Raw genomic sequence first — 12,411 nt, 5'->3', positions numbered from 1 at the left:
GATTCAGAGATGCGCACCCGTATCCGGCTACCCTTTGGCAACGATTTCACCAGGTCAGGCATAACGGACAGAACGGGAACGGGTCAGCGGCGCGACTCCGCGTACCGGCGCAGCGACTCCACCTGTCCGGGGTCCAGCGAGGGGCGTACCGCGCGCCGGGCGGCGGCGATATCCGCGGCCGTCACATCCGCGGCATCCACATCGCGGCGCATGGCCGCCAGCGCCGCCTCGCGCAGCAGTGCCGCGCAGTCCGCGGCGGAGAAGCCGTCCAACTCGGCCGCGAGCCGGTCCAGGTCCACCGACTCCGCCAGCGGGACCGCGCGGCCGGTCGTGCGCAGAATGGCGGCCCGGGCCTCGGCATCCGGCGGGGGCACGAATACGAGTCGTTCGAGCCGGCCCGGTCGAAGCAGGGCCGGATCGATCAGTTCCGGCCGGTTGGTCGCGCCCACGACCACCACGTCGCGCAGCGGCTCCACACCGTCCAGCTCGGTGAGCAGCGCCGCCACCACCCGGTCGGCGACGCCGGAATCGGAGCTCTGTCCGCGGCGCGGCGCCAGGGCGTCCACCTCGTCCAGGAAGATCAGCGAGGGCGCCGAGTCCCGGGCCCGCTGGAACAGCTCGCGCACCGCGCGCTCGGAGGAGCCCACCCATTTGTCCATCAGCTCCGCGCCCTTGACGGTGTGGACGCTCAACTGGCCGCTACCCGCCAGCGCCCGCACCAGGAAGGTCTTCCCGCACCCCGGCGGGCCGTACAGCAGCACCCCGCGGGGCGGTTCGATACCGAGCCGCGCGAACGAATCGGGGTGGCGCAGCGGCCAGAGCACCGATTCGGTCAGCGCCTGTTTGGTCTCGGCCATATCGCCCACATCGTCGAGACCGAGACTGCCGATCGCCAATTCCTCGGTACCCGAACGCGACAGCGGCCGGATGACCTCCAGGGCGCCGCGGAGGTCCGCTTGTTCGAGCAGTGGTTCGGTGCCGTCCCGGCTCGCCCGCGCGGCCGCTCGCAGGGCCGCCTCCCGGCACAGCGCGGCGAGATCGGCGACCACGAAACCCGGTGCGGACGAGGCGATCTCGTCCAGTCGCAGTTCGCCGGTGGGCACCTTGCGCAGCAGCTGCTCGAGCAACGCCCGGCGCAACCCGGCGGTGGGCAGTGCCAGCGCCACTTCCCGGTCGCACAGGTCGGGGGCCCGCAACCTCCGGTCGATCGCCATCGGATGCGCGGTGGTCGCCAGCAGCGCCACACACGGTTCGGCCAGCGCCGCCCGCAATTGGTCCAGGATCAGCGTCGCGACCGGTTCGGCCGGTTCGGGCAGCAGCGCATCGATATCGGTGATGAGCAGCACCCCACCCCGGCCCGAGCCCACGGCGGCGGCCGCGGCGGCGACCGCGCGCAACCGGGCCCCGCTCTCCGCGGCGCCCACCGACGGCCCGTCCAGTTCCACGATCCGGCGCGGCGCCACGACCGCCCTGGCCAGCGTGGTCTTTCCCACTCCGGCCGGGCCGGTGATGAGCACACCCAGACGCGGGGTCGCGCCCAGCGCCTTCAGCAATTCGGGTTCGTCCAGTGCCAGGCTCAGCCATTCGGTCAGCTTCGCCGCCTGCTGCTGTACCCCGGCGAGATCCTCCACCTTCAGTTCGGGCGGCGGTGCCGGCGCGACCGGCACCGACCCGGGCAGTTCGCGGCTCGTCATCGTCTCGGGGTGGCTCGGCGACAGCAGCTGTTCCGGACCGGGATGTTCGTTCACCCGCAGCGGAGCCGGTTCGTCCCCGATGGCCACTCCCGCCGTCCACTCGACCGCGGTGTTGGGTTGCACACTCACCGGCGCACCGGCCGGATCGGTGGTGACGACGGTGAGCAGTTCGGAGGTCCAGGCGATCCCGAATGCCCGCGACAACGCCTGACTCGCCACCGACGACGGAATATCCGGGCCCAGCTCCCGGGGTAGCAGGGACACCGTGTCGCCCACGGTCACCACCTTGCCGAGCAGCGCCTGGCGCAGCGTGGCCGCCGGAATGGACCGGGTGGCCTGCCGGGATCCGCTCACGGTGATGCGACGGGCGCCGTACACCACGGCCGGCGACACCACCACCCCCGCGTTCTCCCGCAGGCCGGCATTGGACAGGGTCACATCGTCGAGGAGCGCGGTACCGGCCGGAGTCCCCGCCGGGGCATGGCCCACCACGGCCGCGGTACGACGGGCGCCGACCAGTGACACTCCATCCCATTCGCGTAACCCGAGGGCGGCGAGCGCTTCGGGATGCAGCCGGACGACCCCGCGCCGGGCGTCGGCGGCGGAGGGATTCAGACGGACGGTCAACGCCAACTCAGCCACCGTGCCATTCTGCGCCGCTTCCGGGGAACGTGGGGCACGGGCCCGGTGACCGGGTCCGGGAATCGCCTACTCGGCCGGACCACGGTCGCCGCCGGCGTCGATCGCGGTTCCGCCGCATCACATCACGATCGATTCCGGCGGTGCTACCGCCGGCCTCGTCCTCGGCAACGACGCGATCTCGGTGGCCGGTAGCCGAAAGTGTGCGGCCGCGGCCGGCCGCACTCCTCCGTCACCCGTTGACGACGATCCCCGCGACCACGGCGACCTTCTGATCGGCCAGTTTCTCGGAGTTGCACACCAGTTTGGCGGTGCCGAGCGCGGCATTGGGGTTGCTCACGAACGCGCTGTCGGGATTCTCGGCGAGGATCTGGCCGATGAGTTGTTGCTGCTGCGGTTCGTCGAGCTGCGCGAACTGGCCGCAGGTGGTGTCGGAGGGGCGGCCGGAGACGGGGGCGTCCCCGCTGGAATCGTCCTCGGTCGCGGTGGTTTCCGGCGACTGCGCGGGGGACTGTTCCGCGCCGGGGGCGGGGGTCTCGGCGCCGGCGTCGGATTCGGTCCGCGGCGCCGTCTGCGCGGTCGCGGTGTTCTTGCGCAGGCCCGACGCTTCGGCCGGTTCTTCGTCGGAGGAGCAGCCCGAAAGCGCCAGCGCCGCGGCGGCGGCAGCGGCGAGCACAACAGTTGAGATTCGCTTCATAACGCATTCCCCGGTGGTCGGTCACGCCGGAGCCTCCGGCGCGACCAGCAGCGTACCGGGTGGCGCGCGGCGGCCCCGGCCGCAGCCGGGGCTCCGGACGCCGGGGTCAGACTCGGTGGTGCAGGACCATATCCAGTTCGGTGGGGGTCAGCAGACGTTCCAGCCGTTCGTCGATCCTGGCGTTTGCGGAGGGGTCATCGGGTTCGAGTGCCGGGAGTTGCGGCAGTCCCTCGATGGTCTGGCGGCGCAGTAGCGAGCGAAAGTTCACGACCCATCACCTCACGGTAGCTGTGTGTTTGCTGGCGACGCGACTTGCTGGCGGTGGTTGTCCGGCAACCGATGGGGTCCCGCTATCGATTCTGCGTGCGGATCGGTGATATCGATACACGGCAGGGGAAAATGTGACCGACCCGTCGCCAACCGCTACTCTTTCTGATACTTGGAGTTTCACCTACCCGGAGGCAGTGTTGCCGAAGAACCTGGAAGTCAGCATCGATATCGCCGCGCCGCCGGAGCGGGTCTGGGCGGTGCTCGCCGACCCGAGCCGGATGCCGGAGTTCAGCCCGCAGTGTGTCCGGATGATTCCGATCGGTAAGCCGAGAGCGGGCACGCTGACGGTCAATCTCAACCGGGACGGATGGAAGTTCTGGCCGACCACCTCGCGCATCCTGCGCTACGAGAAGAACAGTGCGCTGGCCTTCCGGGTGACCCAGAACCGGACGGTGTGGACCTACACGCTCGAGCCCACCGAGAACGGGACCCGGCTCGTCGAACGCCGGGATGTCCCCAACGGCACCACCTGGGTATCGCGGACCCTCATCGATGCGGTACTCGGTGGGGAAGCGGCGTTCGAGGAGAACCTGGTGGCCGGGATGAACGAATCGCTGGCGAAGATCAGGACAGCGGTCGAGGCGCGCTGAACTCCGGCAGGTTCACGACCTGGGCGGCGTAGGAGAGTCCGGCGCCGAAGGCGATGAGCAGCGCGGTGTCGCCGGGCTTGGACTGCCCCGTGCGCAACAGATTCTCCATCGCCAGCGGGATCGAGGCCGCCGATGTGTTGCCCGCCTCCTCGATATCGTTGGCCAGCGCGCAGTTCTCCGGCAGTTTCAGCACCCGCGCCATGATCTCGATGATCCGGCCGTTGGCCTGGTGCGGGATCATGGCGTCCAGGTCGTCGGTGGACAGGCCGGCGCGGTCGATGGCATCGCGGCAGACCTTCTCCAGGGAGTGCGCCGCCCACCGGAACACCGCGGTGCCCTCCATGGCCAGATACGGGCGGACGGCGTCGGTGCCCTTCTCCTCGATCTCGGCGAAGAACTCGACCCAATCCTTGTCCTGGCGGATGACCCGGTGCTGGGTGCCGTCGGAGCCCCAGACGGTCGGCCCGATGCCCTGTTCCTCGGCCGCGCCCACCACCACGGCGCCCGCGCCGTCGGCGAACAGGAACGCGGTACCGCGGTCGGCCGGGTTGACGGTGTCGCTGAGTTTTTCCACCCCGATGACCAGCACATGCGAGGCGGTGCCCGCGCGGACCAGATCCGAGGCCATGGCCAGGCCGTGGCAGAACCCGGCGCAGCCGGCCGAGATATCGAAGGCCGCGGCGCCGCCGGTGCCGAGTTCGGTGGCGATCCGCGGTGCGGCGGCCGGCGTCAGGAGCAGGTGGGTCGAGGTCGCGACGATTACGCAGTCGACCTGATCGGCGGCGATACCGGCCGAGTCCAGGGCGCCGCGACAGGCGGCCACGCTCATCGAATGGATGGTCTCGGTGTCGTCGGCGAAACGGCGGGTGCGGATGCCCGACCGGGTTCGGATCCACTCGTCGCTGGAATCGATCGGTCCGGCTACTTCGTCGTTGGTCACGACTCGCGCCGGGCGGTAGACGCCCAGCCCCAGGATCGCGGTGTGCTGGGCCCCGGTCGTCTGGGCGATCTGAGTAGCCATGGTGCTTCTCCTATGTACCTGCGGCTGGGCCGCCGCGAGGGTGGACCCGATTTCGATGTGGATTCCTCACCCGCCGGCCGCGTGGACGCGGTCACCGGGCAATCCGGAGACATGAGGCACCCTCATATTATCTCCAAGTCCGTGCGACGGCATCGCATATTCGATATTCGCCGGGGTTACAGAGATCGACTCCGGGTATTGCGGCGATACACGCCCGCGGCCGCGGCCGTGTACCCGGAGAACAAGCGAGGAAAAACTCATGCTCGGACTCGGCATCATCGGCTGGATCATCATCGGCGGTATCGCCGGCTGGATCGCCAGTAAGATCATGAAAACCGACGCCCAGCAGGGCATTCTGCTCAATATCGTGGTAGGTATCGTCGGCGGCCTCATCGGCGGCTTCCTCCTGGCGGCATTCGGTGTCGACGTGGAGAGCGCGGGCTGGTGGTTCAGCTTCTTCACCTGCCTGGCCGGCGCCGTCATCCTCCTGTTCCTGGTGAAGCTGGTCGTACGGAGGTAGCCCTCGGTTCGACACCCGGTGCCACCGGCCTGTTCGGCGTAAGGTGTGAACGCTTGCGCCGACAGGTTCGGCCGGCCCGTGCGCGGTGACCGGTCGCCACCCGAGAGTCCGCGCCGATGAACCGAGTACGAAAGAGGAATCAGTGGCACGCCGTCCCACGCCGCCCGGCACCCCGGAAACCACCGGCCCGGCCCATCTGGCCGATCTGGTGCGCAGTGCGATCCCGCCGATGCATCCGGCCGGATTGCCCTTCGTGGCCGTTCCGCTGGGAGTCGCCGTCCTGGGCCGCAGCCGGCCCTGGGTTCGCCGGACCGCGCTCGCGGCGGCTGCGGCGAGCGCCGCTTTCTTCCGGCATCCGCACCGCGTCCCGCCGAATCGGCCCGGTGTGGTGGTCGCTCCCGCCGACGGTGAGGTCGCCCTGGTCGACACGGCCGCGCCACCGCCCGAACTGGGACTCGGCGATCAGCCGCTGCCCCGGGTGAGCATCTTCCTGTCGGTCCTGGACGTGCACGTCCAGCGGACGCCGGTCTCGGGTGTGGTGCGCGATGTGCGCTACCGGCGCGGGCAGTTCAAATCCGCCGACCTCGCCGATGCCAGTGAGGTCAACGAACGCAGCAGCATGCTGATCGACACCGCCGACGGGCAGCAGGTGGTGGTGGTCCAGATCGCCGGCCTGCTGGCCCGGCGCATCGTCTGCGACGCCGCCGCGGGGGACCGGATCACCATCGGCGATACCTACGGCCTGATCCGGTTCGGGTCGCGCGTGGACACCTACTTCCCGGCGGGGACCGAACTGCTGGTGAACATCGGCCAGCGGACGATCGGAGGGGAGACGGTACTGGCGGTCCTGCCGTCGGCGGGCTCGTGATGGAGCAGGTCATCGAAGGCAGGCGGCGCCGATCGATCCGGCTCCTGCCCAGTATCGTCACGATTCTGGCGCTGTGCTCGGGACTGTCCGCGGTGCGGTTCGGCCTGGAGGGGGAACTGAAGATCGCGCTCGCCATGATCGGCGCGGCGGCGGTGCTGGACACCCTCGACGGCCGGCTGGCCCGCTTGCTGTCGGCGACCACCAAGATCGGCGCCGAGCTGGACTCCCTCTCCGATGCCATCTCCTTCGGGGTGGCGCCGGCGCTGGTGCTGTACGTGGTGCTGTTCAACGGGGAGAGCAGCGGCTCGGGCTGGATCATCGCGCTGCTCTTCGCGGTGAGCATCGTGCTGCGGCTGGCCCGGTTCAACACCCTGCTCGACGACGACACCCGCCCCGATTGGGCGCGGGAGTACTTCGTCGGGGTCCCGGCGCCGGCCGGCGCGCTCATCGCGATGGCCCCGATCGCGGTCTACGTGCAGTTCGGCGACGGCTGGTGGACGAGTTTCCCGGTGGTCGCGGCCTGGACGGTCTTCACCGCGGCGCTGTGCGTGAGCACCATTCCCACGCTGGCACTCAAGTCTGTGTCGGTCGCTCCGCAGGCCGCCGCCGGCCTGCTGGTGCTGGTCGCGCTGGCCGGGGCGGCGCTGATCACCTACCCCATCGTGCTGCTGCTCGTGCTGATCGTGCTGTATCTCGGCCATATCCCCTTCGCGTGGTACTCGCGGCGCTGGGTGGCCGCCCGGCCGGAAACCTGGCAGTACAAACCGGCCGAGCGCCGCGCGCAGCGCCGGGCCGACCGCCGGCTGACGGTGCTGCGGCGGCCGGAGATCCGGCGGCCGGTACTGCGCCGCCCCGATATCCGGCGGCCGGTACTGCGCGGTGATTCGCGGTTGCGGTTGCGCCGGCCCGGTGGGCGGAACTGAGGATTCGGTGCCGTCAACCCTCGGTTGACGATAGTCATGCGTCAACCTATAGTTGACGCATGACTACAGTACGTCTGGACGACCTCATCGAGGTCATCAAGAAGGCCCGGCCCGACAACGCTCTGGAACAACTCGCCGACGCGGTGGTCACCGCCGGTCACCTCGGAGAGCTGGCCGATCACCTGATCGGTCATTTCGTCGATCAGGCCCGCCGGTCGGGCGCCTCGTGGACCGAGATCGGCGCGAGCATGGGTGTCAGCAAGCAGGCGGCCCAGAAACGCTTCGTGCCCAAACCGGCGGGCGATCCCGCCGCCGAGATGGACCCCAATGCCGGCTTCGGCAAGTTCACCCCGCGCGCCCGCACGGTCGTGGTCGCGGCCCAGGAGGCCGCGAGTATCACCGGTGGCGCCGAGATCTCCCTCGGCCACCTGGTCCTGGGCCTGCTCAGTGAGGCCGACGGCCTGGCCGGTCAGTTGATCGTGGAGCAGGGCGTCACCCTCGCGGATATCGCGAACGCGGCGCTCACCGCGGTGGGCGGCGACGCCACGGCCGCACCGGAGGCGCTCAAGGCCGCGACCGCGGCCGGTAAGATGAGCGGGCTCATCCCCTTCGGCGCCGACGCGAAGAAAGCGCTGGAACTGACCTTCCGGGAAGCCCTGCGCCTCGGCCACAACTACATCGGTACCGAGCACATCCTGCTCGCCGTCCTCGAATTGGAGAACGGCTCGGGGATCCTGAGCGATGCCGGATTGCGCAAGGAGCCGATCGAGACCCGGTTGCTCGAGCTGCTGCGGCAGATCGTCGCCGAGAAGCAGTAGCGTTCGCCCGGCGGCGGAGACGCCCGGGACTCCGCGCGCCCTGCGATCACCGCTGTCCGAAGCGGTCCGCGGCGGGTAGTACGCCGGGTGGCGGCCGCCCGCCGTGCCGGTATCGCCGCAGGCGGGGGCTCCGATGGCCCCGATCCGGGCCGGTATCCCGGTAATCTATAGCAATGGCGGATGAAACGGACTCCGACCTGGTGGCCGGTGAGCACCGGGACGATCTGCTGCGCGCATTGACCTACGTCTCCACCGAATCGTTGTCGGACGGGAGCTATGTGGTCAACGGCGATCTACCGCCGGAGGTGGCGCCACCGTTCATTCGCGCCATCATGCGGGTCGAGGCCGAACTGCTGCTGCACGATGCCGAATTCGTCACGATCGACGAGGGTGAGCCGCGCACCCCGGAGGAGCGGCGCGCGGACGCGTTCCTGGCCCTCGCCCTGCGAGTGACCGACAGCCTCTGAATTGTTCTCGGAGCCACCTCCGACGTGGTGGGGGCTCGACCCGCCCCGCCGGAGGCCGGGCAAATGAGCGCGACCTTGCACTCGGCACCCGCGAGTGCTAAAAATGGCTTGGCACTCCCGACCGGAGAGTGCCAAGGTCGGGACGGTGAGATCGGGTACCACGACACCCCTGGTCGTCCGTCGCGGGCACCGAGCCTGGCCACAAGCGTAGCTAAAGGGTGACCCGACAATGCGGTCATCCTGTGTGTCAGCCTCATTACTTGGAGGATCTCACCGCAATGGCCAAGACAATTGCGTACGACGAAGAGGCCCGTCGCGGCCTCGAGCGGGGCCTCAACAGCCTCGCCGACGCGGTCAAGGTGACGCTGGGGCCGAAGGGCCGCAACGTCGTGCTCGAGAAGAAGTGGGGCGCCCCCACGATCACCAACGATGGTGTGTCCATCGCCAAGGAGATCGAGCTCGAGGACCCGTACGAGAAGATCGGCGCCGAGCTGGTCAAGGAAGTCGCCAAGAAGACCGACGATGTCGCGGGCGACGGCACCACCACCGCCACCGTGCTCGCCCAGGCGCTGGTGCGCGAGGGCCTGCGCAATGTCGCGGCCGGCGCGAACCCGCTGGGTCTGAAGCGCGGCATCGAGAAGGCCGTCGAGGCCGTCACCGCCAAGCTGCTCGACTCCGCCAAGGAGATCGACACCAAGGAGCAGATCGCGGCCACCGCGGGTATCTCCGCGGGCGACTCGTCCATCGGTGAGCTGATCGCCGAGGCCATGGACAAGGTCGGCAAAGAAGGCGTCATCACCGTCGAAGAGGCGCAGACCTTCGGTCTGTCGCTGGAGCTCACCGAGGGTATGCGCTTCGACAAGGGCTACATCTCGGGCTACTTCGTCACCGACCCCGAGCGTCAGGAAGCGGTCCTCGAGGATCCCTACATCCTGCTGGTCGGCTCGAAGGTCTCCACCGTCAAGGACCTGCTGCCGCTGCTGGAGAAGGTCATCCAGGCCGGCAAGCCGCTGCTGATCATCGCCGAGGACGTCGAGGGCGAAGCCCTGTCGACCCTGGTCGTGAACAAGATCCGCGGCACCTTCAAGTCCGTCGCCGTCAAGGCCCCGGGCTTCGGTGACCGCCGCAAGGCCCAGCTCGCCGATATCGCCATCCTCACCGGTGGCGAGGTCATCAGCGAAGAGGTCGGCCTCTCCCTGGAGACCGCCGGTATCGAACTGCTCGGCCAGGCGCGCAAGGTCGTCGTCACCAAGGACGAGACCACCATCGTCGAGGGTGCGGGCGACGCGGAGGCCATCCAGGGCCGCGTGGCGCAGATCCGCACCGAGATCGAGAACTCGGATTCGGACTACGACCGCGAGAAGCTGCAGGAGCGCCTGGCCAAGCTGGCCGGCGGTGTTGCGGTCATCAAGGCCGGTGCCGCGACCGAGGTCGAGCTCAAGGAGCGCAAGCACCGCATCGAAGATGCCGTGCGTAACGCCAAGGCCGCCGTCGAAGAGGGCATCGTCGCCGGTGGTGGCGTGGCCCTGCTGCAGTCGGCTCCGGCTCTGGAGGACCTGAAGCTCGAAGGTGACGAGGCGACCGGCGCGAACATCGTGCGGGTGGCGCTGTCGGCTCCGCTGAAGCAGATCGCCTTCAATGCCGGCCTCGAGCCCGGTGTGGTCGCGGAGAAGGTTTCCAACCTGCCCGCCGGCCAGGGTCTGAACGCTGCGACCAACGAGTACGAGGACCTGCTCGCCGCCGGCGTCGCCGACCCGGTCAAGGTCACCCGCTCGGCCCTGCAGAACGCGGCCTCCATCGCGGCCCTGTTCCTGACCACCGAGGCCGTTGTCGCCGACAAGCCGGAGAAGGCGGCCGCCGCGCCGGCCGATCCGACCGGCGGCATGGGCGGCATGGACTTCTGAGTCCGGCCACCCGGCAACCTTTTTCGAATCGAGGGCCGGTCCACCGTCGCGGTGGGCCGGCCCTCGGCCTTTGTCCGACTGCGTCGGGCGAGCCTGGGGTAGCCTGGATATCTTGACCTGATATATGAGATGTCCACAAGGAGTGGGTGACCATGGGATCGTCCAAGACGCCGATCGAGATCGATGACGAAGCACTGGCGATCGCCGCGGAGGTGCTCGGTACCAAGACCAAAAAAGATACGGTCAATGCCGCCCTACGAGAAGTCGGCCAACGATTGGTCCGCATGCGGGCTCTCGCCCGCCTCGGCGAGATGGCCGACCGAGGGGACTTCGACGAGTTCCTCGGCAACAAGGCGGCCTACCGCCGTTGAGCCCCGCCATCTATCTCATTGATACTTCCGGGCTGTTCCGGATCCTCCAGGAGCCCTACCGGAAGGCATGGGCCGATCAGCTGGCCGCGGGAGTGATCGCCACCTGTCCGATTGTGGAACTGGAATTCCTGTACTCATCCAGATCCCTGGCCGATCGGCTCGAGAAGCGGCGGCTACTGAATGAACTGTTCGGCTGGATCCCGATGTCGGACCGGGCGTACGAGCGCGCCGAGCAGGTCCAGCAGTCGATGACCGAGCAGGGGACTCACCGTTCGGCTGGTCCGGTCGACCTCCTCATCGCGGCCACCGCCGAACACGGTCGGCTCACGATTCTGTGCGATGACAATGATTTTGCGACTGTCGCCCGAATTACCGGGCAGCAGGTGGCGTTTGTGACCGGCACTTCCGGCTGACCGGCGCGGGGGCTGATGTCGAGGCGGGCCACCCGGTACTTCTGTGTAGCCGTGGTCGGCTGCGGGCCCCGGTGACGAGCGGAGGTCGGCCCGCCTTCGACGGGCCGGCCTCCGGTGTTCCGCTCGGCCGGTATTCAGAGGCCGGTGACCGCGAGCACCCGGAACGGTGCGGTGGGTGTGCCGGGGCCCAGCGGACCACCTTTGTCGAATTGCGAGGCGACCACGAGTACGCGGTCTCTGTCGTGGACCAGTGTGGTGGGAACGCCGAGAGTGTCGTCGTGGTACTCGGCTGTCCGCGTGGCGGTGTCGCCGGTATCCGACAGGGTCCAGGTGCTGACGATGTTGTCGGTGTTGTGCGCCGCCCGCAGGGTGGTGCCGTCCAGATCGAGACCGTCGGCGAGGGCGAGTTCGCCGCCGACGAGGTTCACTCGGCGGATCGGGGTGGGGCCGGGGGTGAGGGCGACCCGGTAGAGGTCGCCTCCGGTGGAGTCGGCGGTCAGCAGATAGGCGCCGGTGGGGTCGGCGACTATTCCGTTGAGGGTGTAGGCGTCGGGGCCGTGGGGTTCCAGGGCGGACGCCAGATCGAAGGCCCGGCTCAGTTTCCCGTGTCCGTCCCCGGTCAGTGCCCGGTCCAGGTCGGCGGGGGTGACCTGGTAGATGAGGTCGCGCCGGCTGTCGGTGAGATACGCCGTCCCGTCGGGGGCGAAGGTGATGTCGTTGACGAATCGGTCGCCGGTGCCCGGCACGTCGAATCGCGCGCGTAATCGGCGCGACCCGAGGTCGTAGACGGCTGCTCCGGCGGTCGAGTCGAGGACCCACAGCCGTCCGGCTCGGTCGATCCGAAGACCGTTTGCGGTCCGGCGGCCGTCGGTTCCGGAAGGTAGGAAGACTTCGGCGCGGGTGGCGCCGACGGCGTTCCGGTAGATCGTCCCGTCGGCGTAGGAGCCGACGTAGACGTCCCCGCTGCGTTCGTCCACGGCTATGCCCTCGGGGTAGACGCGGTCGGCGGGGAATTCGAATGCGGTGTCGATTCGGGGCGCCGGGGTGGGTTCCGGCGGGCGCCCGCAGCCTGTCAGGGCAAGGCCGGCGGCCGCCGCGAGAACGGTGGACCAGCGAAGGCGGGTGGTACGGGACATGGCTCCTGCTCTCTGCGCGC

General features: G+C 69.0%; 14 protein-coding genes. 9 read left to right on the top strand and 5 right to left on the bottom strand.

Going from position 1 to position 12,411, the window contains the following annotated elements:
* Positions 1-83 precede the first annotated feature (83 nt).
* From ON38_RS23210 to ON38_RS36200, 3 genes are all read right to left on the bottom strand, one after another.
* Positions 84-2,336, bottom strand: coding sequence for an AAA family ATPase (locus ON38_RS23210; protein WP_039827041.1), 2,253 nt, complete (start codon positions 2,334-2,336; stop codon positions 84-86).
* 229 nt (positions 2,337-2,565) lie between these two features.
* The gene (locus ON38_RS23205; protein WP_083873030.1) at positions 2,566-3,030 is read right to left on the bottom strand and encodes a hypothetical protein; all 465 of its coding nucleotides are present in this window, start codon (positions 3,028-3,030) and stop codon (positions 2,566-2,568) included.
* Between the two features lie 106 nt (positions 3,031-3,136).
* Entirely contained in the window at positions 3,137-3,298 is a 162-nt protein-coding gene (locus tag ON38_RS36200) for a hypothetical protein (RefSeq protein ID WP_157181851.1), read from the bottom strand.
* A gap of 196 nt (positions 3,299-3,494) precedes the next feature.
* Here ON38_RS36200 and ON38_RS23200 point away from each other — a divergent pair, with 196 nt between their 5' ends.
* Entirely contained in the window at positions 3,495-3,950 is a 456-nt protein-coding gene (locus ON38_RS23200; RefSeq protein WP_373281242.1) for an SRPBCC family protein, read from the top strand.
* Here the strand turns inward: ON38_RS23200 and ON38_RS23195 are convergent.
* The gene (locus ON38_RS23195; RefSeq protein ID WP_039827039.1) at positions 3,925-4,971 is read right to left on the bottom strand and encodes a beta-ketoacyl-ACP synthase III; all 1,047 of its coding nucleotides are present in this window, start codon (positions 4,969-4,971) and stop codon (positions 3,925-3,927) included. The genes ON38_RS23200 and ON38_RS23195 overlap by 26 nt on opposite strands.
* A gap of 259 nt (positions 4,972-5,230) precedes the next feature.
* Here ON38_RS23195 and ON38_RS23190 point away from each other — a divergent pair, with 259 nt between their 5' ends.
* The 8 genes from ON38_RS23190 to ON38_RS23155 all read left to right on the top strand — a co-directional run bounded on the left by ON38_RS23190 (position 5,231) and on the right by ON38_RS23155 (position 11,255).
* Positions 5,231-5,491, top strand: coding sequence for a GlsB/YeaQ/YmgE family stress response membrane protein (locus ON38_RS23190; RefSeq protein ID WP_039827038.1), 261 nt, complete (start codon positions 5,231-5,233; stop codon positions 5,489-5,491).
* Positions 5,492-5,633: 142 nt separating this feature from the next.
* Positions 5,634-6,359: a phosphatidylserine decarboxylase gene (locus ON38_RS23185; RefSeq protein WP_039827037.1), complete on the top strand. Its 726-nt coding sequence runs from the start codon at positions 5,634-5,636 to the stop codon at positions 6,357-6,359.
* Positions 6,359-7,282 carry a CDP-alcohol phosphatidyltransferase family protein gene (locus tag ON38_RS23180; protein WP_039827036.1) on the top strand — a complete coding sequence of 308 codons (924 nt, stop codon included), beginning with the start codon at positions 6,359-6,361 and terminating at the stop codon, positions 7,280-7,282. The genes ON38_RS23185 and ON38_RS23180 overlap by 1 nt, the downstream gene beginning before the upstream one ends.
* Before the next feature lie 59 nt (positions 7,283-7,341).
* Positions 7,342-8,100 (top strand): Clp protease N-terminal domain-containing protein, encoded by a 759-nt coding sequence (locus ON38_RS23175; protein WP_039827035.1) that lies wholly within the window; start codon positions 7,342-7,344, stop codon positions 8,098-8,100.
* 173 nt (positions 8,101-8,273) lie between these two features.
* On the top strand, positions 8,274-8,567 hold the full coding sequence (locus ON38_RS23170) for a DUF222 domain-containing protein (protein WP_030524663.1): 294 nt from the start codon (positions 8,274-8,276) through the stop codon (positions 8,565-8,567).
* A gap of 278 nt (positions 8,568-8,845) precedes the next feature.
* Positions 8,846-10,471: a chaperonin GroEL gene (groL, locus tag ON38_RS23165; RefSeq protein ID WP_039827034.1), complete on the top strand. Its 1,626-nt coding sequence runs from the start codon at positions 8,846-8,848 to the stop codon at positions 10,469-10,471.
* Between the two features lie 152 nt (positions 10,472-10,623).
* On the top strand, positions 10,624-10,842 hold the full coding sequence (locus tag ON38_RS23160; RefSeq protein WP_039827033.1) for a type II toxin-antitoxin system VapB family antitoxin: 219 nt from the start codon (positions 10,624-10,626) through the stop codon (positions 10,840-10,842).
* Positions 10,839-11,255 carry a PIN domain nuclease gene (locus ON38_RS23155; RefSeq protein ID WP_039827032.1) on the top strand — a complete coding sequence of 139 codons (417 nt, stop codon included), beginning with the start codon at positions 10,839-10,841 and terminating at the stop codon, positions 11,253-11,255. Before ON38_RS23160 ends, ON38_RS23155 begins: the two co-directional genes overlap by 4 nt.
* 134 nt (positions 11,256-11,389) lie before the next feature.
* Here the strand turns inward: ON38_RS23155 and ON38_RS23150 are convergent, their stop codons facing one another.
* Positions 11,390-12,391: an SMP-30/gluconolactonase/LRE family protein gene (locus ON38_RS23150; RefSeq protein ID WP_039827031.1), complete on the bottom strand. Its 1,002-nt coding sequence runs from the start codon at positions 12,389-12,391 to the stop codon at positions 11,390-11,392.
* Between the last annotated feature and the right edge of the window lie 20 nt (positions 12,392-12,411).

The sequence above is a fragment of the Nocardia testacea NBRC 100365 genome (genome assembly GCF_000308775.1).
Taxonomy (GTDB): Bacteria; Actinomycetota; Actinomycetes; order Mycobacteriales; family Mycobacteriaceae; genus Nocardia; species Nocardia testacea.
Note: the sequence above shows the minus strand (reverse complement) of the source record. Positions and strands in the feature narration are given on the sequence as shown.